Annotated in this window: 25 protein-coding genes and 1 pseudogene; 16 read left to right on the top strand and 10 right to left on the bottom strand. The window is 69.0% G+C overall.

All coding sequences use genetic code 11. The annotated features are described in order from the left end of the window. Positions 1-123 precede the first annotated feature (123 nt). A pseudogene (locus ACQPZF_RS35730) lies at positions 124-303 on the bottom strand (transposase); the annotation flags it as partial. Between the two features lie 944 nt (positions 304-1,247). Between ACQPZF_RS35730 and ACQPZF_RS35725 the strand changes: the two are divergent. Then, positions 1,248-2,198, top strand: a complete 951-nt coding sequence (locus ACQPZF_RS35725) for a pyridoxal-phosphate dependent enzyme (protein ID WP_433264672.1) — start codon at positions 1,248-1,250, stop codon at positions 2,196-2,198. 114 nt (positions 2,199-2,312) lie between these two features. Continuing rightward, complete coding sequence (locus ACQPZF_RS35720; RefSeq protein ID WP_433264670.1) at positions 2,313-3,332, top strand: Lrp/AsnC family transcriptional regulator; 1,020 nt, start codon at positions 2,313-2,315, stop codon at positions 3,330-3,332. 30 nt (positions 3,333-3,362) lie between these two features. Here ACQPZF_RS35720 and ACQPZF_RS35715 read toward each other — a convergent pair whose 3' ends face one another. Beyond that, complete coding sequence (locus ACQPZF_RS35715; protein ID WP_433264669.1) at positions 3,363-4,079, bottom strand: hypothetical protein; 717 nt, start codon at positions 4,077-4,079, stop codon at positions 3,363-3,365. Between the two features lie 46 nt (positions 4,080-4,125). On the opposite strand from ACQPZF_RS35715, the gene ACQPZF_RS35710 reads away from it, so the two are divergent. Beyond that, entirely contained in the window at positions 4,126-4,755 is a 630-nt protein-coding gene (locus tag ACQPZF_RS35710; protein WP_433264667.1) for a TetR/AcrR family transcriptional regulator, read from the top strand. 6 nt (positions 4,756-4,761) lie between these two features. Here ACQPZF_RS35710 and ACQPZF_RS35705 read toward each other — a convergent pair whose 3' ends face one another. Further along, a complete protein-coding gene (locus ACQPZF_RS35705) occupies positions 4,762-5,616 on the bottom strand; it encodes an enoyl-CoA hydratase/isomerase family protein (RefSeq protein WP_433264666.1) in 855 nt (284 codons plus the stop codon). A gap of 202 nt (positions 5,617-5,818) precedes the next feature. Here ACQPZF_RS35705 and ACQPZF_RS35700 point away from each other — a divergent pair, with 202 nt between their 5' ends. From ACQPZF_RS35700 to ACQPZF_RS35675, 6 genes are read left to right on the top strand one after another with little or no spacing between them, the layout of a single operon-like run. Further along, positions 5,819-7,078: an amidohydrolase family protein gene (locus ACQPZF_RS35700; protein ID WP_433264664.1), complete on the top strand. Its 1,260-nt coding sequence runs from the start codon at positions 5,819-5,821 to the stop codon at positions 7,076-7,078. After that, positions 7,078-8,631 (top strand): MFS transporter, encoded by a 1,554-nt coding sequence (locus ACQPZF_RS35695; RefSeq protein ID WP_433264662.1) that lies wholly within the window; start codon positions 7,078-7,080, stop codon positions 8,629-8,631. The genes ACQPZF_RS35700 and ACQPZF_RS35695 overlap by 1 nt, the downstream gene beginning before the upstream one ends. A 12-nt stretch (positions 8,632-8,643) precedes the next feature. Continuing rightward, entirely contained in the window at positions 8,644-9,024 is a 381-nt protein-coding gene (locus ACQPZF_RS35690) for a RidA family protein (RefSeq protein ID WP_433264660.1), read from the top strand. 11 nt (positions 9,025-9,035) lie between these two features. Continuing rightward, a complete protein-coding gene (locus ACQPZF_RS35685; RefSeq protein WP_433264659.1) occupies positions 9,036-9,569 on the top strand; it encodes a thiamine pyrophosphate-binding protein in 534 nt (177 codons plus the stop codon). Further along, positions 9,569-10,159 (top strand): thiamine pyrophosphate-dependent enzyme, encoded by a 591-nt coding sequence (locus tag ACQPZF_RS35680; RefSeq protein ID WP_433264657.1) that lies wholly within the window; start codon positions 9,569-9,571, stop codon positions 10,157-10,159. The genes ACQPZF_RS35685 and ACQPZF_RS35680 overlap by 1 nt, the downstream gene beginning before the upstream one ends. Next, positions 10,156-11,538 carry an aldehyde dehydrogenase family protein gene (locus ACQPZF_RS35675; protein WP_433264655.1) on the top strand — a complete coding sequence of 461 codons (1,383 nt, stop codon included), beginning with the start codon at positions 10,156-10,158 and terminating at the stop codon, positions 11,536-11,538. Before ACQPZF_RS35680 ends, ACQPZF_RS35675 begins: the two co-directional genes overlap by 4 nt. Before the next feature lie 185 nt (positions 11,539-11,723). Here the strand turns inward: ACQPZF_RS35675 and ACQPZF_RS35670 are convergent, their stop codons facing one another. Further along, on the bottom strand, positions 11,724-12,587 hold the full coding sequence (locus tag ACQPZF_RS35670; protein ID WP_433264653.1) for a helix-turn-helix domain-containing GNAT family N-acetyltransferase: 864 nt from the start codon (positions 12,585-12,587) through the stop codon (positions 11,724-11,726). Between the two features lie 100 nt (positions 12,588-12,687). Between ACQPZF_RS35670 and ACQPZF_RS35665 the strand changes: the two genes are divergently transcribed. The 3 genes from ACQPZF_RS35665 to ACQPZF_RS35655 are packed head-to-tail and all read left to right on the top strand — an operon-like array spanning position 12,688 to position 14,623. Then, positions 12,688-14,004 carry an NAD(P)-binding domain-containing protein gene (locus ACQPZF_RS35665; RefSeq protein ID WP_433264651.1) on the top strand — a complete coding sequence of 439 codons (1,317 nt, stop codon included), beginning with the start codon at positions 12,688-12,690 and terminating at the stop codon, positions 14,002-14,004. After that, positions 13,991-14,221 carry a hypothetical protein gene (locus ACQPZF_RS35660; RefSeq protein ID WP_433264649.1) on the top strand — a complete coding sequence of 77 codons (231 nt, stop codon included), beginning with the start codon at positions 13,991-13,993 and terminating at the stop codon, positions 14,219-14,221. The genes ACQPZF_RS35665 and ACQPZF_RS35660 overlap by 14 nt, the downstream gene beginning before the upstream one ends. A gap of 6 nt (positions 14,222-14,227) precedes the next feature. Further along, positions 14,228-14,623 (top strand): MFS transporter, encoded by a 396-nt coding sequence (locus ACQPZF_RS35655; protein ID WP_433264647.1) that lies wholly within the window; start codon positions 14,228-14,230, stop codon positions 14,621-14,623. Between the two features lie 9 nt (positions 14,624-14,632). Here the strand turns inward: ACQPZF_RS35655 and ACQPZF_RS35650 are convergent, their stop codons facing one another. Next, positions 14,633-14,860 carry a hypothetical protein gene (locus ACQPZF_RS35650; protein ID WP_433264644.1) on the bottom strand — a complete coding sequence of 76 codons (228 nt, stop codon included), beginning with the start codon at positions 14,858-14,860 and terminating at the stop codon, positions 14,633-14,635. A 14-nt stretch (positions 14,861-14,874) separates the two neighbouring features. On the opposite strand from ACQPZF_RS35650, the gene ACQPZF_RS35645 reads away from it, so the two are divergent. The 3 genes from ACQPZF_RS35645 to ACQPZF_RS35635 are packed head-to-tail and all read left to right on the top strand — an operon-like array spanning position 14,875 to position 16,678. Beyond that, positions 14,875-15,564: a helix-turn-helix domain-containing protein gene (locus ACQPZF_RS35645; protein WP_433264642.1), complete on the top strand. Its 690-nt coding sequence runs from the start codon at positions 14,875-14,877 to the stop codon at positions 15,562-15,564. Beyond that, complete coding sequence (locus ACQPZF_RS35640) at positions 15,564-16,271, top strand: aquaporin (RefSeq protein WP_433264640.1); 708 nt, start codon at positions 15,564-15,566, stop codon at positions 16,269-16,271. The genes ACQPZF_RS35645 and ACQPZF_RS35640 overlap by 1 nt, the downstream gene beginning before the upstream one ends. Then, complete coding sequence (locus ACQPZF_RS35635) at positions 16,268-16,678, top strand: low molecular weight phosphatase family protein (RefSeq protein WP_433264638.1); 411 nt, start codon at positions 16,268-16,270, stop codon at positions 16,676-16,678. Before ACQPZF_RS35640 ends, ACQPZF_RS35635 begins: the two co-directional genes overlap by 4 nt. Before the next feature lie 63 nt (positions 16,679-16,741). Here the strand turns inward: ACQPZF_RS35635 and ACQPZF_RS35630 are convergent, their stop codons facing one another. Together ACQPZF_RS35630 and ACQPZF_RS35625 are read right to left on the bottom strand one after the other, a co-directional pair. Continuing rightward, positions 16,742-16,981 (bottom strand): low molecular weight phosphatase family protein, encoded by a 240-nt coding sequence (locus ACQPZF_RS35630; RefSeq protein WP_433264637.1) that lies wholly within the window; start codon positions 16,979-16,981, stop codon positions 16,742-16,744. A gap of 228 nt (positions 16,982-17,209) precedes the next feature. Beyond that, positions 17,210-17,668 carry a MerR family transcriptional regulator gene (locus ACQPZF_RS35625; RefSeq protein ID WP_433264635.1) on the bottom strand — a complete coding sequence of 153 codons (459 nt, stop codon included), beginning with the start codon at positions 17,666-17,668 and terminating at the stop codon, positions 17,210-17,212. A 37-nt stretch (positions 17,669-17,705) separates the two neighbouring features. Here ACQPZF_RS35625 and ACQPZF_RS35620 point away from each other — a divergent pair, with 37 nt between their 5' ends. After that, on the top strand, positions 17,706-18,401 hold the full coding sequence (locus tag ACQPZF_RS35620; protein WP_433264633.1) for a class I SAM-dependent methyltransferase: 696 nt from the start codon (positions 17,706-17,708) through the stop codon (positions 18,399-18,401). Between the two features lie 149 nt (positions 18,402-18,550). Here ACQPZF_RS35620 and ACQPZF_RS35615 read toward each other — a convergent pair whose 3' ends face one another. From ACQPZF_RS35615 to ACQPZF_RS35605, 3 genes are all read right to left on the bottom strand, one after another. Continuing rightward, positions 18,551-18,943 carry a DoxX family protein gene (locus ACQPZF_RS35615; protein ID WP_433264631.1) on the bottom strand — a complete coding sequence of 131 codons (393 nt, stop codon included), beginning with the start codon at positions 18,941-18,943 and terminating at the stop codon, positions 18,551-18,553. 193 nt (positions 18,944-19,136) lie between these two features. Further along, complete coding sequence (locus ACQPZF_RS35610) at positions 19,137-19,946, bottom strand: SDR family NAD(P)-dependent oxidoreductase (RefSeq protein ID WP_433264629.1); 810 nt, start codon at positions 19,944-19,946, stop codon at positions 19,137-19,139. Positions 19,947-20,284: 338 nt separating this feature from the next. Continuing rightward, positions 20,285-21,163, bottom strand: coding sequence for a hypothetical protein (locus tag ACQPZF_RS35605; RefSeq protein ID WP_433264627.1), 879 nt, complete (start codon positions 21,161-21,163; stop codon positions 20,285-20,287). Positions 21,164-21,232 lie beyond the last annotated feature (69 nt).

The following is a 21,232-nucleotide window of genomic DNA, read 5'->3' as shown; positions in this document are numbered from 1 at the left end:
CGGAAAGACACGCTCTGACTGTGGTCAACTATCACGGAACCCGCAGGGCAATGCCACCGAAGTGGTCACTTCAAAGCGGAAGGGACACGCGTGTAACTTGCAGGTCCACGCCTTACGTCTTATTCAACCGGTCAAGGCAACACTCTCTGCCGGTGTGCGGAAGCCGAGGCACTTGCGAGGTCGATTGTTGAGTTTCGCCGCGATGGCGTCCAGTTCCTCCTGACTGAATGTAGCCAGGTTCGTACCCTTGGGCAGGTACTGACGCAGCAGCTTGTTGGTGTTCTCGTTCGTGCCGCGCTGCCAAGCCCTCTTGGTCAGACTGCTGTGAGACACCCTGTGTGAGTGGGGTTCCTGGCCGAGGGCGGGATCGGAGATTCTTGTGCACGTGTCCACACCATCTGACAAGCAGTCGCGGAGCGCTTCGGGCGGTGAGCCCGCCGACCCTGCTCCGAGGCCGTCTCGGCGGGCGTTCACCGCGGAGTACAAGCTCGCCGCGAACTCCGTGCCACCTACCGCGGCCAGTACGCGCAAATCAACTTTCACTACCGAAACCCCACGGTCGCTACCATCGAGCACCCAGGCCCCGCCAAAGTCATGCCCATCCACGAGAACACCAGCAGCGAGGAAAGCGACCGAGAGACGGGTCACGTCACCAGTCGGGCTCCGCTGGAAAACCGCTGGTCGGCCCTGGACCGTCTGCGTGTAGCCCTGCCGGGGGCACTGGAGGGATGGGACCAGGGTGGTCACCCGTTGGGGGTGGCTTCTGGTCCTTTTGTTTGTTTCCGCTGTTCGCGTCGTTGCCGGGCTTGGTCGAGCGAGATGACGGCGGCGTCGTGGGCGGTGCGGCAGGTGGCGGTGTTGGTGTCACGGTTGTAGTAGATCTCCAGGCGGAGGGCTTCGAACAGGGCCGCGCTACCACGATCCCGGGCCCGGCCGCGGCCATGCCCGCCGACCTGATCAATCGCGATTTCACTTGCAGTGCGAGAGAAATCAACACTCGCTGGTGCGGGGACATCGCCTACATCAACGCCTGGGACGCGCCGCAGGCATTCCAGCCTCGGCTACCTCAGCCCCACCGCCTACGAGGCCACCCGACACCAAGCAGTCGATCAGGTAGCGTGATCACACCTCATCGACCTTGTCCGTCAAAACGGGGCAACCCCACTTTTCGTGCACGGATATGGTGCTTCGATGACGGATTGGTGCAGTGCGCGGGTTGGTGCTGCACTGCCTTCTAGGGTCTGGGCATGAATGTCGACATCGACGTGCGATCGGCCGCCGCCCGGCTCGCCGGCGTCGTGTACCGCACTCCGGTGCTCCGATCGAGCACCTTGGACGATCTGGTCGGCGCGGAGGTGTTCCTCAAGTGCGAGAACTTCCAGCGTGGTGGGGCGTTCAAGTTCCGGGGTGCTTTCAACGCGGCGTCGCGGTTGCCGCCCGAGAGCGTGAAAAGGGGCCTGCTGACCCACTCCTCGGGCAACCACGGCCAGGCCGTCGCCCTGGCGGCCCGTGAGCTGGGTGTGCCCGCCGTCGTGCTCATGCCGCACGACGCACCCCGTTCCAAGGTGGCTGCGACGGTCGGCTACGGGGCCGAGGTGATCGGATTCGACCGCTACCGCGATGACCGCGAGCTGCTGGCCGCGACGGTGGCCGCAGACCGGGACATGGCCCTCATCCCGCCCTACGACCACCCGGACGTGATTGCGGGACAGGGCACCACCGCCCTCGAACTCTTCGAGGAGGTCGGCGAGCTCGACCTCCTGGTCGTGCCTGTCGGGGGAGGAGGCCTGATAGCGGGTTGCTCGCTCGCTGCCGCGGATCGCCGGGCCGGCACGCGCATCGTGGGTGTCGAGCCGGCGGCTGGCGACGACACGAAGCGGTCTCTCGAAGCGGGACACCGCGTCGCCATCGAGGTGCCGCGGACGATCGCGGATGGGCAAGCCGCGGCGACGCCTGGTGAGCTGACCTTCTCCATCAACCGGCGTCTCGTCGACGGCGTGGTCGTGGTTACGGACGACCAGATCCGCGAAGCCATGCGATTCGCGTTCGAAGGCCTCAAGCTCGTCCTCGAGCCCAGCGGGGCGAGTGCGCTGGCGGCGCTCATCTCGTCCGCTGTCCACCCGTTGCCCGCCCGCATCGGGCTCGTCATCTCGGGCGGGAACGTCGACGTGAGCCGGTTCGGCGAACTCTGCGGGTGAGCGGAGGCGTCGCCTGCGGACGGGCCGGGCGGCGGCAGTGGCACTCCGGACGCGATACCGTGCACGAATTCATCCGGAAGCACGTCCTGGCCGCACGAAAGGATGCTTCGGTCCGTGAAAGACGCAGAGTTCGACGAACTCGACATCGCGATCGTGGACGCGGTGAGGTCGGCGCCGCGCGTGAGCTGGCGTGACCTGGCGCCCGTCATGGGGGTCAACGCGGCGACGATCAGCAGGCGCTGGTCGCGCATGCAGGCGGCGGGCGTCGTCTGGGTGACCGCTCATCCCGCGGGCAACGCGACTCCGACCTGTGCCCTGGTGGAGATCAACTGCGCTCCCGGCGAGGCGGCTGCCGTCGCCGAAGCACTCGCCGACGACGTGGAGGCGGCCACCGTGAAACTGACCTCCGGCGCCCGCGACCTGCTGGTGATGGTGCAGGTGCCGGACCTCGCCGCGCTGTCCGGCTACCTGTCCGACCGCATCGGCCGCACACCGGGGGTCGAGAGCGTGCGCGGTTACATCGCAACCCGGTCGGCCTTCGAAGCGAGCAAGTGGCGTGAAGGTGCGCTCGATCCCGAACAGCAGCGCCAACTCCGCACGTACGGCACGGCCCGCGGCGAGCACGACGGCGTGCTGGAACCGGCCGATCACCGGTTGTTGCGCGCATTGACCCTCGACGGCCGGATGTCACTAGAGCGGCTGAGCGAGCACGTGGGCCTTGGCGCCGTGACCGTCCGGCGCCGCCTGGCGAGGCTGGAAAGCGCCGGACTGGTCATCTTCCGGTGCGACACCTCGCAGCATCTATCCGGTCGAGCGGTCGCCGTGACCTACTACGGCTCCATTGACGCGCACGAACTGGACGTTGCGGAAGGGCGGCTTCGTGGGCTTCCCGGTGTGCGGGCGTGCAGCATCGTCGCCGGGCCGCACAACGTCGTCATCGACGCGTGGCTCCACTCCACGGCGGAAGTGCACGAGCTGGAAAGCGCTATGAGCCACGCGTTGCCGGCCCTGCGGATCAGGGACCGGTCGGTCGTCCTGCGGCTGGTCAAGCTGCTCGGCCGGATCCTCGACGCCGAGGGCCGCTCGGTGCGGTCGGTTCCGCTGCTCCACGAAGACGCGGATGTTCCCTCGTGAGGTCTGGGCCCTGCACCGGCGAATCCGGGATCAGGGCCGTGAAGCCGCGCCGATCGCCGTGACCCACGCCAGGACCCGGTCGTCGTGGCCGGTGAAGTTGCCGCGCCGGACGACGCCGTCGACGTCGATGTGCCGGGAGCCGGTGAGGCCGAACTGGCCGAGCAGTTCGATCAGGAGCGGCCGGACGAGCGACGGCAAGTTCGCCGAACCGCTCTCGGCGAGGGAGAACTTCGCTCCGCAGGGGCGCACGGAGTGAACGCGGGTGCCCACCGGGTGAAATCCGTCGTGCCCGCGGTTCCAGATCTCGTGCGGAACGCTGCTCCTCGCGGTGCTTTCCCCAAGGCTCACCTCGATCGACAGTTCTCCACGGCAACCCAGGTGTTCGGCATACGCGGATGCCAACCGCACCGCGGCGATCGAGATCCAGGCGATCGCGCCCTCGCCGATCGCCCGGACGGTTTCGCCGTCCGCCGGATTTCGCCGCAATCCACCCACCGGTAGTCGAAGAACGGACGAGCCGTCCGTGTGCGCCTCCAGCGCGTACCGGATATCGGGTCCGTCCGAGGAGAAAACGAACAGCCCAGGCGCGGTCCGAGGCTCCTCCGCGCCGATCGGAATGGGCGCGGGCCAGGTCGAGACATGATTTCGCACCCATGCTGCAAGTGCTTCACCGGACAGCCGGTGCGAGTCGGTCATCGGTGCCGATGGCGTTGCCTTGACCGTGATCCAGGTCTGGTCGGTGGTCATGGTTCGAAGAACTCCTTGTGGCAGGCCGCGCCGTTATAGTGAACTCGTGTCGAGAGTCAACGTCAGTACGCAGACGCCGGGGCGCAGGCGGCGGTCCGAGGGCAAGAGGGCCGCGATCCTCGACGCGGCGGAGATCTTGTTCGTCGAAGAGGGCTACGACGCCGTCAGCGTGGAGGAGGTCGCGGCCCATGCCCGGGTGTCCAAGCGAACTGTGTACGACCACTTCGAGGACAAAGAAGAAATCTTCTCCAGGGTGCTGGAGCGCGTGAGTGACGCGTTGACCGATGCCGTGCGTGCGGCCATCGACGAAGAGCTGACCGGGAAGTCCGGTCTGCGCGACGAACTCGTCAATTTCGGCAGCCGCATCGCCGGTCAGACCCTGCAGTCCTCCCGGTACGCGAGGTTCAGGATCCTGGCTTCCCGTCGTGGGTCGCGCCCCGGGTTACCGGAGGCCAAGCGCGATCTCGCCGAACGGATGCTCTCGGCACGCTTCGCCGATTTCGTCGGAACAGGGCGGATTCACGCTGCTGATCCGGTGGTTGCCGCTCGCCACTTCACGGCTTTGACGATCGGTCTGGTCCTGGAGGACCTGGTTCGAGGAAGAACGGACGGCTCGCCGGAGCCCCAGCAGGTCGTTTCCGACGGAGTGGACGCCTTCCTGCGGGCCTACGGCTGAAACGGGTCAGAACATCTTCCTGGCCTCGGAATCGGCGACCAGCTCGGGATTCGGCACGACGGACTTGCTGGCCACGTTGGCGAGCATCTGGTGCGCCATGTGGAAGCCGAAGTCCTCGGCGACCGTCTTCTTCCAGTGCCGCGACAGGATGTTGTGGGTGGCCCACCTGGTGTACCGCGGTCGCTTCATGATGAACCGCGCCAGGTCCCAGGCACGACCGAGCAGGTCCTCCCGCGGCAGGATATCGTTGATGATGCCCCACTCGAGCGCCTTGTCGGCCGGAATCGACTTCGCCGCGTAGATGTAGTACGCGGCGCGCTTGGGGCCCATCAGCGACTGCAGCGCCATCGCCTGGCCGTCTCCGGGAGGCGATCCCAGCCAGAAGTGGGGGTCCATGAAGTCGGCGTCCGGCGTGGCGAACGTGACGTCGCTCATCGTCGCGAACTCCGTGTGCACACCGGGCCCGTTCACGGCGGCGATCGTGGGGACGTCGATGCTGTTGACGAAACTCTCGATCAGCTTCCAACCGTCGTACATCCGCTGCTGGATGTGATCGGGTTCCAGGTCGGAGGCCGGCTTGGGGTTCATGCCGCGGGGATCTCCGGTCATCCACCTGTCGCCGGTGCCGGTGATGATCAGCACCTGGTTCTCGGGGTCGTTGCCGACCTCCTGCCAGAAACGCGGCCACGCGTTGTGGGCGGCGTGCGTGTGGACGTACGGGCCGCCGTCGGTGTGCAGCCGGATTTCGAGGATGCCGTCCTCGCGCTTCAACTGGAAGAAATCCGCATAGGTGGTCGAGTACTCCTCAAGGCCGCGGGGTGGCAGGTAGCCGTTCCAGTGATCGGCCGGATTGAACGTCATGGTCGTGCCTCCAGTGTGATCTCGGGTGAGACCACCAAACTACACGACTCGGTGTGGTTTTCAACTGAGAAGTTGGTAGTGTGGATTCCATGCGCGCAGACCCTCTGTATCGCTTAATTCATGCATCTCCGTGGTGATCCTGTGAGGTCGTCTTACGGTCTCGGCCAAGACGAGGAAGCATGAGAGGGCAAGGTGGGATGGAGTGGAGCTCAGCGAGAAGGCGGCTCTTCGCGTGCACGACGTCCGGCTGATCGACGGGATCGGCGCGGAAGTCGTGGATGACGCCGTGCTGGACGCGGGCGCCGATGGAAGGATCGTCTACGCCGGACCGGCCGCCGGGGCACCGGCGCCGGGCAGAGACGTCCGGACCGTCGACGGCAGGGGCGGGACGTTGCTGCCCGGCCTCTTCGACTGCCACACGCACATCGGGTTCGCGTCGACCAGGTCGCTCGTGGAGACCGCGTTCCTCCTCGACCCCGTGATCGGCATGGTGCAGACGGCGGAACGACTGCGGCTGACCCTGGAGGCCGGCATCACGTCCGCGCGGGACCTCGGCGGACTCCCCGCGGGCTACCGCGACGCGGTGGGCGCGGGGCTCCTGCCCGGTCCGCGGCTGCAGACCTCGGTGGGCATCATCAGCCACACCGGTGGTCACGCCGACGCGACCATGCCCAGCGGCAAGGACCTGGGCTTCGACTACTGCGTGCTGGCCGACGACGTCACCGCCGTGCGGACGGCCGCGAGGCGGATGATGCGCTCGGGCGCGGACGTCATCAAGATCTGCACCAGCGGCGGCATCAGCAGCGCTCACGACGACCCCGACGACGAGGACCTGCTCGACGTCGAGATCGCGGCGGTCGTCGACGAGGGCAGGCGCCGGGGTGGACGGCCGGTGGCCGCGCACGCTCAGGGACGCGCCGGTGTCCTGGCCGCGATCCGCGGTGGCGTGAGGTCGGTCGAGCACGGCTTCGGCATCGACGACGAAGGGTGCGACCTGCTCGGCGAGCGAGGTGCCTTCCTGGTGCCGACGTTGTCGGCGGTGTTCCAGCCGCTCGACCCGGCGAAAACCGCCCCGTGGCGGTACCAGAAGAAGCTGCGCTGGAACGAACGGGCCAAGGAGAACATCGCCGAGGCGATCAGCCGGAAGGTGGTCATCGCGGCGGGAACGGACGCCGGGATCACCCCGCACGCGCGGAACGCCTTCGAGCTCTGGTGCCTCGTCGAGCTCGGGATGTCACCGATGGACGCGATCAAGGCGGCCACGTCGACCAGCGCGCGGCTGCTCGGCGTCGGCGACACGCTCGGCTCCCTGCGGCCCGGCTACCAGGCGGATCTCGTGCTGAGCGCTCAAGACCCGTTGCAGGACATCACCTGCCTCACGAAGCCGGAGAACATCCTCCTGGTCGCGCAGCAGGGCGTGATCCGCAAGAACATCGTGCCCGCCGACCCTGGGACTTGCTGATGTCACTACTGCGTGCGCTCCGTGACAAGAAGAACACCCTCTCGAAGACCATCAGGCGCAGGCCCGCGCCGGCAGCGGACTCCGAGACCGACTCCGCGGCGCAGGTCGAGACCGAGGAGGCCGAGGGGTACCTCCACCACGGGTGGACCCGCCGGGTCATCGGTTACGTCGCGATCCTGATGATGGTCAACGTCATGGTCGACAGCGTGCTCGCGTCACCGACCTTCGTCCTCCCGCAGCTAGGCGAAGCCTTCCACACCAACCAGTTCGCCTGGATCGGCTCCAGCGCGATGCTCGCGGGAGCGATGTGGGCTCCCCTGCTCGGCAAGAGCGCCGACATCAACGGCAAGCGCAAGATCCTGGTGATCACGCTGCTCGTCGCGGGCGCAGGTGGCCTGGTGTGCCTGATCGCACCGAACATCGGGGTCTTCGTGTTCGGTCGTCTCCTCCAGGGTGCCGCCGTCGCGGCGCTGTTCCTCACGGTGGCGCTCATCCGCGACATCTGCGCACCGAAGTTCGCCATGGTGGTCACCGGGTTCGTGACCTCCGGCTCGGCCGTCTTCGGCATCATCACCCCGTTCATCCTCGAACCCGCCCTCCACGCGTTCGGCTGGCGGATCGTGTTCGTGATCTCGGCGGTTTTCGCCTGCCTGGCGGCACTTCTGGTCCGGTTGGTCATCCCGGAGAGCCGCAAGACCGCGCCGGGAACGGTCGACGTCAAGGGCGCCCTCGTGCTGGGCCTCGGTCTCGCCGGTGTCCTGGTCTACATCAGCCTCGGCCAGGTCTTCGGCTGGCTCAGCCCGATCTCCCTCGTCGTGCTCCTGGTGGGCGCCGTCGCGCTGACCTACTGGTACCGCGTGCTGAGCCTCAAGCCGCAGCCGATCGTCGACGTCCGCGGGATCTCGGCTGTCCTCGGACTGGGGCTGCTGGTCGTCATCATGGGAACCGGTGCCTACCAGAGCATGCTCCAGCTCTTCAGCATGCTCATCGAGGTCTCTCCCGACGAAGGCCTGGGGTACGGCATCGCCGCCCCCGCCGCCCTCGGGCTGCTGTTCGGCGTCCCCTCGCTCGGGATCATGCTCGGCGGCGTGGCGGCCGGCACGATCTCGGCCAGGGTGGGACCGGTCTGGAGTCTGGGTGGCGGCGTGCTGCTCGGTCTGCTCGCGACGTCCATCATGCTCGTGGCCGGCGCGGGGAGCCTGCCGCTGGCCGTGCTGTCGTCGTTCATGCTGAGCATGACCGCCGGATCGATGGTCACGTCCGGGTTCAACCTCGCGTCCGTGCTCGCACCGCCGGAGCGCCAGGGCACCGTCTCCAGCCTCGTGATGGTCATGATCGCCGTCGGATCCGTGACGATGAACTTCATCGGATCGGCCGTCCTCGGCGCCACCCGGATCACGCACAACGGCGAGTCGGTCAACTCTTCGCTGGGTGTGCACAGCTACATCGCCGTGGCAGGAGTGGTTTTCGCTCTGGCCATCATTCCCACGTTCTTCCTGGTCCGGCGGATGCGCGGTCATGTCACCGTCAGCGCGCCCGTCAGCCACATCTGACAGGAGTCCCTCATGAGTCAGGTAGCGCCGGCACATCCCGGACAGGCCAGACACCCCTACAGCCCGGTGCGTGAAACCGAGACCGGTCTCGTCTTCGTCGCGGGACAGCTCGGAATCGCCGACGGCCGGATCGTCGAAGGAGGCATCGCCGAAGAGACCAGGCAGGCTTTCGCCAACCTGCGCGCCAGGCTCGGCGCCGTCGGTCTCGACCTGCGGAGTCTTGTGAAGATCACCGTCTACCTCACGTCGATGGCGGACCGTAACGAGATGGACGCCATCTACGAGACCGCGCTCCCGCACCCGTTGCCCGCGCGCACCTGCATCGCGGTCACCGAGCTTCCCTACGGCGCCCGCATCGAAATCGACGCCATCGGCGTCCGGGACGGCACGTGAAGGACCTGCAAATGACCTACGCGAAAGCCGTCGCCGACGGCATCTGGGCGGCGAACGCGGTGAAGGTCGGGTACATCCCGTCGGTCACCGTGGCACCCGTCATCAAGGCTCTGGTCGCCAGCGACGGCGGAGGAGACGGGATCTCGCCCCGAGTGACCCCGCTGTCGCGAGAAGAGGAAGCCGTCGGCGTCATGGGCGCCTTCGCGCTCACCGGCGCACTGGGCGCCATCGTCATGCAGGACAACGGTTTCGGCAACGCGCTGACCGCTCTGGCGACGTTCCCGATGTCCTACCACCTGCCCCTGTTGATCTTCGCCAACACGCGCGGGGGACTGGGGGAGTACAACTCCATGATCCACTCGATCAGCCAGCCCGTTCCCGCCGTGCTGCGGGCGGTCGGCATGCCCGTGTTCGAGCTGGACCGCCGCAACAGCACCGACGACTGGCGTGACACGGTGCGCGAGGCCGGCGTGCACGCGGTCATGACCTACCGGCCAGTGGTGGTCCTCGGCTCCTTCTGGAACACCGACGGGATGGTGGCGTGATGAAGCGCATCGAGGCACTCGCCGTGCTCGCGGAGCTCTCCTCCCGCCACCCGGTGGTCGTCACGTGCGCGGCCACGAGCCGGGAACTGGCGGCCGTGCGGGACAGCGACAACCACTTCTACCTGCTCGACGCGATGGGGCTGGTCGGCTCCGTCGCGACGGGCCTCGCCCTCGGCCTGGCCCCGGACCGGCCGAAGGTCATCGGCATCGAGGGCGACGGCTCGCTGCTGATGAACCCCAACGTCCTGCCGACCGGTGGCTACCTCGCTCCCGCCAACCTGCTTCTCGTGCTGCTCGACAACGGGGTCTACGGCTCGACCGGAGAGCTGCCCACCTACTCGTCGCGCATCGACCTCGGAGCCCTCGCGGCGGCATCGGGCTGGACGACGCGCTCGACGGACACCGCCGACGGTCTGCGGGCGACGTTCACTGAGCTGCTCGACGTCGAAGAGCCTGCCTTCCTCCACGTGCGGACCGAGCCGGGCAACGCGCCTGACACGGCGAAGCTCCTGGTCGATCCCGTCTCCCTCCGCGACCGCTTCGCGCGGTGGCTCAGGGAAGAGCACCTGGTCGCGGAGGTGAACGCGTGATCACCACAGCCGGCGTCACCACGGTGAACCCGGCGACCGGCGACCGGCTCGCCTTCCACCCGTACGCGTCACCGGACCGCATCGATCTCGTCCTCGCCACCGCGGCGGCCTCACGGTGGAGCTCCTCCGAGGTCGAGGACCGGGTCGCCGCCGTCGAACGGCTCGGCATCGTCCTGACCCAGCGGCGGGAGGAGTTCGCGGGGCTGATCACCCAGGAGATGGGCAAGCCGATCCTGCAGGCGCGAGCGGAGATCGACAAGTGCGTCACGACGTGCCGCTACTACGCCGCGGAGCTGCCGGGCATCCTTGAGGCCGAGACCTTCGCCCTCGACGGCGACACCGCGATGGTGCGGGTGTTGCCGTTGGGGGTGGTGTTCGGGATTCTCCCGTGGAACTACCCGTGGTGGCAGGTGATCCGAGCGATGCTGCCGGCCATCGTCGCGGGCAACACCGTCGTGGTGAAACACGCGGACTCGGTCACAGGCAACGCGGTGGCGATCGAGGAGGTCTTCCGGCAGGCTTTCGGTGCGGGTGTCCTGCAGACGCTTGTCCTCGACGGCGCGACCGCGTCGAACGTCATCGCGGACCCGCGCGTGGCCGCCGTGACCTTCACCGGCAGCGACCGGGTAGGCGCTCTCGTCGCTGCTCGTGCCGGCGCCGCGTTGAAGAAGTGCGTGCTCGAACTGGGCGGGTCCGATCCGTTCATCGTGCTCCAGGACGCGAACATCGCCGATGCCGCCGTTGCCGCGGTTCGGTCGCGGTTTCTCAACAACGGCCAGAGTTGTGTCGCCGCCAAGCGGATCCTGGTCCACCGCGCGGTGCGCGACGAGTTCGTCGACGCGCTGATCCCGCACGTCGCCGCGCTGGACGTCGGAGACCCGACCGATGAGCGGTTCTCCATCGGGCCGATCGCCAGGGCGGATTTGAGGGATACGTTGCGCGAACAGCGCGACCGGGCATTGGCGGCCGGCGGCCGAATTCTGGCTGAAGCCCCGGCGCCCGACACCGACCGCGGCGTGTGGTTCGCGCCGTCCATCGTCGAGGTCGACAGCGAGGACTCGACCATCCTCTCCGACGAGACCTTCGGCCCGCTCGGCGCACTGACGGTGTGCGCCGGGGAAGAGGAACTGATCGCGGTCGCCAACTCGTCCCGTTTCGGGTTGAGCAGCAGCGTCTGGAGCGCGGACGGCGAGCGTGCCACCGCGGTCGCCCGGCGGCTGGAGACAGGCGCCGTGTTCGTGAACATGCTGTCCGCGACCGATCCCCGCCTCCCGACCGGCGGGGTCAAGGCCAGCGGCTACGGTCGCGAGCTCGGCAGGTGGGGCGTGCACGAGCTGGCCAACCTGCAGGCCATGCGGATCCGGGCAGGCAAAGCCTGACGGCGCAGAGGTGTTCGCCCGAGGAGAGAGACCCGTTGTGCGCAGCCAGGGCCGCGCGCAACGGGTCCTCGGCCTCAACTCGTGATGTCCGCCTGCGGGACTTCTACTCCGCGTCGGCGGGGAGCGGCACGTCGTAGACGGCGCGGGTCGGGTCGCCTTCATGGGCGACTCAGCCGGCTCGGCCGTCAGCACTGTTCGGCGCACAGATTCGCAGCCGAGGGCTCGGTGCGGCGTTCGAGCAGGACGGTGTTGCGCCAGACGCCGTGGTGTTGGGCGATGCGTTCGCGGACGCCGATGGTGCGGTAGCCGGCGGAGTGGTGCAGGGCGATGCTCGCGCGGTTCTCGGGGAAGATCGCGGTCTGGAGGGTCCACAGGCCGGCGGCGTCGGCGGCGGTGACCTGCTTGTGCAGCAACGCTTTGCCGACGCCCCGGCCGCGTGCGTCGGCGGCGACGTAGACGGAGGTCTCGGCGACGCCGGAGTAGCAGTCGCGGGCGGAGGCGGGCGTGGCGGCGGTCCAGCCGACGACGTGGCCGTCGAGTTCGGCGACCCAGCGGTGGTCGGGCAGCCACTTGGTGTCCAGTGTGCGACGGCTGGGGGTCTCGGTCTCGAAGGTGGCGTTGCCGGTCGCGATGCCCTCCGCGTAGATGCGGCGGACGTCGGGCCAGTCGTGGTCGGTCAGGGCGCGGACGGTGACGTCCGCGGGCAGGTCGGTCGGGCAGCACGGGCGGGTCACGATGGTGCCCATGACGGCGTCTGCGGCGTGCGGCAGGCCGGTGCAGCAGGCGGGGTTGACCGACACGAGGGTGGCGGTGCCCTCCTTGCGGAGCCGGACGAAGCCGGTGTCGGCGAGTTTGCGCAGGTGGTGGGAGCAGGTCGGCTGGGTGACGCCGATCGCCTCGGACAGCGCGCCGACGGTGATCTCACCGGGATGGGTCGCGACGACGTGCAGCAGCCGGACCCGCGTGGGGTCGGCGAGGCAGGCGAACCACTGGGCGTAAGTGGTGGCGTCCTGGATCGGCAGGCCGACCGTGGGCAGCGTCGTCGTCATACCCTCACTCTATAGACCTCCGTCAATGGTTGCGCTCATAGATGACTATCTATAGAGTGCGAACGGACTTGATCGAGGCTTGCCGATGAAAGGGGTGGCTGTGAGCGGGCATCCGGTGGTCGTGGTGGGTGCGGGGCCGAGCGGGTTGGCGGCGGCGGCCGAGCTGGTCGAGCGTGGGCTGGAGCCGGTGGTGCTGGAGGCCGGCGGGCAGGCGGGCGCGGCGGTGGCCCAGTGGCACCACGTGCGGCTGTTCTCCCAGTGGTCCGAACTCGTGGCCCCGGCCGCTCGGCGCCTGCTGGAGCCCACCGGTTGGGTAGCCCCTGGCGGCGACGGCTACCCGACCGGGGCGGAGTGGGCGGCCGAGTACCTGGTCCCGCTGGCGGAGGCGCTCGGCGACCGGGTGCGGTTCGGGGCTCGGGTGGTCGGGGTGGCGCGGCGCGGGCGGGATCGGGTGGTGGACGCCGGGCGGGACAGCGAGCCGCTGACCGTGCACGTGGAGACCGCCGACGGCGAGGAGCGGATCACGGCCCGCGCGGTGGTCGACGCGTCCGGGACGTGGGCCGTGCCCAACCCGCTCGGTGGCGACGGGCTGCCGGCGATCGGTGAGCGGGCGGCGTCCGATCGAATCTCCTACCGCGTGCCGAACCTGGCTGCGGACGAAGACCGGTACGCGGGCAAGCGGATCGCCGTGGCGGGCAGCGGGCACTCGGCGCTGACCGCGCTGGTGGCGCTGGCCGACTTGGCGGAACGGCATCCCGGGACGCACATCGTGTGGCTGCTGCGGCGCGGGGCCGTGGGCAACGTCTTCGGCGGCGGCGACGCCGACCAGCTTCCGGCGCGTGGTGCGCTGGGACTGAAGGCGCAGGCTGCGGCCAAGGCCGGGCACGTCTCGGTGGTGACCGGGTTCCGCACCGCGCTGGTCGAGCGTGACGGAGACCGGGTGGTGCTGGAGTCCCAGGACGGTCACCGCCTTGACCCGGTGGACGAGGTCGTCGTGCTGACCGGGTTCCGGCCGGACCTGTCGTGGCTGTCCGAGGTCCGCTTGGACCTGGACCCGGTGTTGCAGGCTCCGACCGCGCTCGCGCCGTTGATCGACCCGAACGTCCACTCCTGCGGCTCGGTCTACCCGCACGGCGCGAACGAGCTGCGCCACCCCGAGCCCGGCGTCTTCCTGGTGGGGATGAAGAGTTACGGCCGCGCGCCGACGTTCCTGGCGATGACCGGCTACGAGCAGGTCCGCAGCGTGGCCGCGGAGATCGCCGGTGACCACGAGGCCGCGAGCCGGGTCGAGCTGACCCTGCCGGAAACCGGTGTGTGCGGCGGGTCCGGCGTGTTCGACGCCGAACCGGCCGGCGGTGGGTGCTGTGCGCCGGCCGTCACGGAATTGACGCTGCTGACGCCGGGTGTGCGCTCCTGAGGTCGAGCGGCCCGGCGCGATCGAGGGGCGCGCCGGGCCGCGTCGGGTCCTGGTGGTGCTGTGCCTGACCCAGATCACCAGTTGGGGCATCCTGTTCTACGCCTTCCCCGTGCTCGCCCCGGCCATCGGGGCGGGCACCGGGTGGTCGCCCACCGCCGTGATCGCCGCGTTCTCCGTCGCCCAGTTGGTCAGCGCCGTGGTCGGTGTGCCCGTGTGACGTGTCTTGGACCGGTTCGGACCGCGTCCCGTGATGACGTGTGGTTCCGTGCTGGCGGTGATCGCGTTGGCGGGCGGGGCCGTCGCCGGGTCGTCGCCGTGGTTTCTGGCGGCGTGGGTGGTAATCGGCGCGTCGATGGCCGCAACGCTGTACCAGCCCGCGTTCGCCGCGCTGACCCGCTGGCACGGCGAACGCCGTGTCGCCGCGCTCACCCAAGCCCCGCTGACCGTGACCGCCGCCGTCGCGCCGTGGGTGGCCACTGCGGTCGTCGGCGGGCTCGGCGGGTACCCGGCGGTGTTGGTCCTGCTCACCGCAGCAGGGGCCGGCGCGGCGGTGGTGGCACTCTGGTCGATTCCCGGCCTTCGGAGTGACGCCGAGGCGAACAGTCGGGCGGCCGGCTAGGACGACGGCTCAGCGCTCAAGGACCATGAGGACAAGACGTCCCGGAGTGGGCAGATCGCCCATGGCCAGCGGTTCGGCGGCGAGTGCGTGGTCGTGGTCGACGAGACCGGTGGCGATCAGCGCGTCCAGGTGTCCGGCCGTGGCTGTCGTCGGCAGGTCCAGCGCGTCGGCCGACTCGGGGCAGCGGCAAGCGGGCGGCTCCCGGCGCGACCGGTTGACGAGGGAGGTTCCGCTCAAGCATCATTGACTCAATGAGTACTGATTGGCCTTCGGACCTGGTCGCCCGTGCACGGGTGCACGCGGCGCTGGGCGAGCCCGCCCGGCTGGCCGTGGTGGAGCTGCTGCTGTTGGGCGACGTCTCGCCCAGCGAACTCGGCCGGGCGCTGGGATTGCCCAGCAACCTGCTGGCGCACCACCTGAAGCTGTTGGAACAGGTTGGTGTCGTGGAACGGTCCCGGTCGGAGGGCGACCACCGCCGCACCTACCTGCGGCTGCGCACCAATGTGCTGGCCGACCTCGGGTTTCACGGTCTGCGGCAGGCACCGCGGGTGGTGTTCGTGTGCAGCCACAACTCGGCGCGCTCGCAGCTCGCCGCGGCGTTGTGGAAGCGCCGCAGCCGGGTTCCGGTCGCGAGTGCGGGCACCGAGCCCGCGCAGCGGGTGCACCCGCTGGCCGTGCAGACCGCACGCGTCCACGGTCTGTCGCTGGCCCGAGCACGCACCCACCACCTCGATGACGTGCTCCAGCCGGACGACCTGGTCGTGGCGGTGTGCGACAACGCCCACGAGGACCTGGGCGACGAGCGCGCCGACCGGCTGCACTGGTCGGTGCCCGACCCGGCCGCCGTGGGCACCCCGGACGCCTTCGACCGGGCCTTCCGCGACCTCGCCGACCGCATCGAACGCCTCGTGCCCGCGACCCGCCTACCTGGTGAGGCGTGATGCGCCCGCTGTCGCACCGGCTGGTCGCCGAATTCCTCGGCAGCCTGCTGCTCGCCGCGCTCGTCATCGGCTCCGGCATCGCCGCGCAACGGCTGTCCCCGAACGACGTCGGGTTGCAGCTCCTGGAGAACGCCGCCGCCACGGCGGTCGGCCTCTACGCGATCATCCTGGTCTTCGGCCCCGTCAGCGGCGGCCACTTCAACCCGGTCGTGTCCCTCGCGGACGCCGTGTTCGGCGGACTGGCCTGGCGGGACGTGCCCGGCTACGCTGCGGTGCAGGTCCTCGGCTGCGCCACCGGCGCGGTGCTGGCCAACGCCATGTTCGACCTCGCCCCGGTGAGCATCAGCACCACCGACCGGGCGACCCTCGCGCACGGCCTGTCCGAGGTCGTCGCCACGGCCGGCCTGCTGCTGGTGATCTTCTCCCTCGTCCGGTCCGGACGCGCCGACCGCGCACCGGCCGCGGTGGGCGCGTACATCGGCGCGGCCTACTTCTTCACCAGCTCCACCAGCTTCGCCAACCCGGCGATCTCGGCGGGCCGGATGTTCAGCGACACCTTCGCCGGCATCGCCCCGACCTCGGTCCCGGCCTACGTGCTCGCGCAGCTCGTCGGCCTGGCGGTCGCCATCCCACTGCTGCGCCTGCTCTACCCGGAACCGGCCGGCAGCCCGGCCGTCGTCCTCGACTCCGAAGGAACGTCTCGTTGAGCACCAAGCCCGAAGTGCTGTTCGTCTGCGTCCACAACGCCGGCCGGTCCCAACTGGCCGCCGCGCTGCTCCAGCACTACGCGCTGGGCCGGATCACCGTCCGTTCCGCCGGCTCGGCGCCCGCCGACCAGGTCAACCCGGCCGCCGCCGAGGCGTTGGCCGAACTCGGCCTGGACATCACCGCGGAAGTCCCGTCCAAGCTCACCACCGAGGACGTCGAGGCGTCCGACGTGGTGATCACCATGGGCTGCGGCGACACGTGCCCGGTGTTCCCCGGCAAGCGCTACCTCGACTGGCAGCTCGAAGACCCCGCCGGACAGGGCGTCGACGCGGTCCGGCCGATCCGCGACGACATCGACCGCCGCGTGCGGGCACTGCTCGCCGAACTGCTCGACGGCCAGGCCTGATCCGACGCCGTCAGGGCAGCGCGCTTCGAGCACAGCCTGGCCACCACGAACCGGGCCTGACCGTCAGCCACCAGCGCAGGTCTCGTCCACGTGTCGGGTGGCCGGGGTGTGCAGTGTCATCCCGTGTCGACGTGCCGCGTCCAGGGTCCGCGGGTGCACCCGCTCGGCCGGGCGGGTGCCGACGGAGGCCGCGGACACGTGGCTTCGGCTGCTCCACAGGGTTACGGCGAGGGGAGACCGCGCGGAGTTCCTGGCGCAGACGAACACCACCCGCTCGGTCGCGCGCCGGGCGGTGGGGGTCAAGTCGGTCAGCGCGTCGCGGCGCAGTCGGAGGTAGCATCGCCCGCGCCGACCTGCTCGCCGGCTACGCACCCCCGCCACCGGCACATGACCATGCCTGCCGGCGTCCTTGTGTGATCGTGTACGGAAACTTTCCTGGAGACTGGGCCGCGTGGTCACCCGTACGGGTGGTTTGGTGTGGTCGGTTGACACCGCCCTCCGGAGGCGGGTGCGCAGGCGGTGTTGGTTCGGTCAGTGCACTCGCGCGTGGCTTTCTTCCAGTGGAAGGCCGCGCTGTCGCCCTTCGATGATCAACCAGAAACGGGAGCACTTCAGGGGATCACTGGCCGGGCATTGCCGACCATGGTCGAGGGCGGCGCGGGCCACCTCGATACGGTGCTGTCGCTCGGCCAGCTCGACCAACTTGTGATCGATCATCTCCCGTCGGCCTTGCCGCTCGCCTCCGAGGAAGCGCCCGATCTCCGCCAGTGAGAATCCGATCTCGCGGAAGAAGAGGATCACGCTCACGTCCCTGACCGCCGACGTGGCATAGCGCCGTCGTCCAGCCTCCCGCGCCGCCGGCCGCACCAAGCCGAGTTCGTCGTAGTAACGCAGCGCGCTCGTCGGCACGCCGGTACGTTCGGACAGTTCGCCGATGGACAACGACGCCGGCGTGCTCGACGGGGCCGGGTTGCTCTCGGTAGCAGACATTTGACTTCAAGCGTACTCGAAGTGCTTGGCTCATCTCGTGAAGATCAAGGAGAGGGTACTGGGCCGCATCCTGCAATGGTGGGGTCCTCGCGGCGGGCTGGCGCAGTTCCACCAGCCGACCGGAGCCGTCGGGCACGTCGTCGGCTGGATCATGGGCCGGCGCTCGTCGAACGTGGCCCGCAACCGTTGGGCGGCGCGGCTTCTCGACGTCCAGCCGACCGACCGCGTCATCGAACTCGGCTGCGGTCCGGGCGTGGCCATCGCCGCCCTCGCCACCCGGGCGTCCCGGGGCTTGGTCGTCGGCGTCGACCACTCGCAGGTCATGATCCGCCAGGCCCGCCGCCTCAACAGGCCCGCCATACGGGCCGGGCGAGTACGCCTGGTGCACACGCCGGTCGAGAGCTTGTCGATCAGCGACGGGCCATTCGACGCCGCGCTGGCAGTCAACACAGTCGGCATGTGGCCCGATCCGACCGCCCGGCTACGCGAACTCGCCCGGCTGCTGCGGCCCGGCGGGCGCATCGCCCTGGTGTCCCAGCCCCGCTGTCCCGGTGCCACCGCGGCCACTTCGGCGGCGACCGCCGAAGAGTTGGCAGGCCAGCTTACCGAGGCAGGCTTCGAGCGCCTCCGAACCGAGTTGCTCGACCTCGACCCGCCGGCGGCATGCGTCATCGGGCACGTGCCACCTGCCGATAACGCCGAACTCGCCGACCGTCCAACAGCGCGGTCGTGACCCCTGGGCGCGCCAGTCGTCGATCCGACGTGGACCGCCCATGACTACCGGTCAAGATGAGGCGAGCGGCCGAACGAGAACGGTCGCCTTGGCGGACGACTCGCGAAACACCGAATTCAGGAGGCGGCCGACCTGGCGGCTTGCCCGGATCAGCCGGTGAAGGACTCGGGGCCGAAGCGGCCCCAGGCCACGAAGGCGGCTGCGGCGAGGTAGACGAAGTTCAACGCGACGAATTTGTACTGGCCGTAGCGGGCGTGGGTGATCATCGCGCCGATCATCAACAGGATCCAGCACACGGCGGTGACCGGCACCATCACCGGTGCGATGTCGAGCAAAGCGGGCAGCATCAGGCCGGCCGCGGCCAGGATTTCAAGGGCTCCCAGGGTCCTGACGAAACCGGCGCCGGCGTGCTCGGTCCAACCCCCGCCGGACTTTCTGCCCAGTTCGTCCAGCTTGTCCTTGGGCATGAACGCCTTGGTGGCGCCGCCGAACAAGGCGAGGGCTGCGAGCACCCCGGCAACGATCCAGAGGGCGACGTTCATGAGCTTTCTCCTTCATGGTGTGCATATGAGCGCGTCAAACGGGTGGCACCGGTCCGTGATCCCCGGTCCCGCAATGTCGAGGGGGATCGGCCCGTACTGGAGGCGGGACACTCCGGCAATGTGATGGCGCGTGGACCACCCGACTTCGATCCGTTAGCCGGCGATCTGTCGTCGCGTGTTTGCCCACGTGCTCCTACGAGTTCGGGGAGTACGTGTTGGCAAGGGCGGCAACCCGGTCGTCTCCGGGTGTTTGATCCACGGAATCATCCTGGAGGTCGATGCCGCCGGCCAGCCAGCCGCCATCGATGGTGAACACGCTGCCGGTGATGAACGAAGCGCTATCGCCGGCCAGGAACGCGACCAGGTCGGCGACCTCCTCGCTGCGCCCCGGTCGGCGCAGTGGAAATCGGCTGTCGACGTCGAGTTCCTCGCCCATCTTCCGCATGAGATCGTTGCTGGCGATGTATCCCGGGCAGACGGCGTTGACCCGGATGCCGACCGGCCCCAGCTCCAGGGCAGCCGACTTGACCAAACCGATCACACCGTGCTTCGACGCCGAGTACGCCGATGACATCCGAACACCGGTGAGCCCGGCCGCGGACGAGGTGACCACAACCGACCCACCACGCACGTCGCGCATCGCCCGACCCGCCGCCTGCAGACCGAGCAGTACACCGCGCAGGTTCACCGCCATCGTGCGGTCCCACTCCTCCAACGGGTAGTCCAGGACACCGGCCCAGTGCCCCGTTCCAGCGTTGAGATGTGCGATATGCACGGCGCCGTAACGGGCAACCGTCTCGCGGACCATCGCATCGTTGTCCTCCGGCGATGCCACGTCGACCCGCAGCCCGAACGCCTCGCCACCGGCAGCCGCGATCTTCTCGGCCGTCCGCTCAACACGCTCGACGTCACGTCCGGCGCAGCACACCCGCGCTCCCCGGGCCGCCAGCGTCGCCGCGGTCGCCGCGCCGATACCGGACCCCGCCCCGGTCACGACCGCCACCTTCCCGGCCAGCGAAACCGTTCCTTGCTCCGTCATGGTCATCAACCGCTTCCTTCCCCGATCCGAGCTCAAGTCCTCGGTCCGACACGAGATGTCAGCGACCCAGTCCTTTGTGACACCGCAGCTATGTGACGTGCGCCATAACCGGGTTGGTCATCTTCGGCATGAACGAGAACAGCCCGACCCCCGCCGCGCACCGTGCCCCTCTGGTCGTGGCCCGTCGATGATGTCGGCCGCCGCCTGCCCGCGCGTAGGAGTCAGACAGCACCGCGAGTCGGGTAGGTCAACGGGAATGAATCAGAGCCGGTCGCGTTCGTGCTTTCCTGACAGTTGGCGGATCAGACGTCGCGGCTCCTGTCGCCGCTCGACCCGATCCGCTCTTTGATCGTTTCGACGGCGGCGGCGAGGTCGTCCGCGTCGAAGCGGACCTCGCCGGCGTGCACGGTTCCCCGGCCTTGGATCCGGACCGGTGTCCCGGGCTCCAGGACCACCGTCACGGTGGTGCCGCTCATCCCCTGCATCGCCACGAAGTCGTCCTGGACGGAGACGAGCCCTTTGTACTTGGTGCCGCTGTACTTGTCGTGCGTTTCGCGGCGCACGGCGCGGATCGAGTCGACGTCGACGGAGATCGCCGCCAGGTGACCCACCCGCAGCACCAGGTCGTCGCCGACGTAGTGGGGCCGCGTGTGCAGACCCGCGTAGAACCCGAACAGCCAGATCACGCTGTAGACGCCGAGAACGAGCAGCAGGATGCGCAGCCACGTCCACGGGACGATCAGGTCGACCAGGAAGATCTCCAACGGGCCCAGGACCATCATCACGATGAGGAAAGTCTTCTGAGCGGAACCGCAGCGGATCACGGTGGCCTCCGCCTGCACGTCCTTCCGCCCGCGCACCAGCAGGACGATCGACATCAGCCCGCCGAGTTCATGGCGCAGCAACGTGACCACGGGCCGGGGGAGCACGGTCCCCGCCGCTTGGAGGAACGCGTCCCACCGCCCCGTGCCGGCCCGGCGCAACCGCCGGTAGTACAGCCGCGCGGTGACGGCGAGGCCGATCGCCAGCACACCGCAGAGCACTTCCAGCCCGACCGCGATCACCACCGCCTGGCCGAGGTCGAGCGCCCCGGTCGCGACCAGCAACACCTCGACGGCTATCACCGCCACAGCCACCCATTTGAGGGCCTGCGCGATCCGGCTTCGTACGGGAGCGGTCATCGCGCGGTGCCGTAGGTTGCGGGTAACGCGCACTCGACGGCGCGGGCTCGCGTCCTCGTTCCACGTCGA

It is taken from the genome of Actinosynnema sp. CS-041913 (assembly GCF_050942485.1).
Taxonomy (GTDB): Bacteria; Actinomycetota; Actinomycetes; order Mycobacteriales; family Pseudonocardiaceae; genus Actinosynnema.
This window is presented reverse-complemented; position numbering and strand designations above follow the sequence as displayed.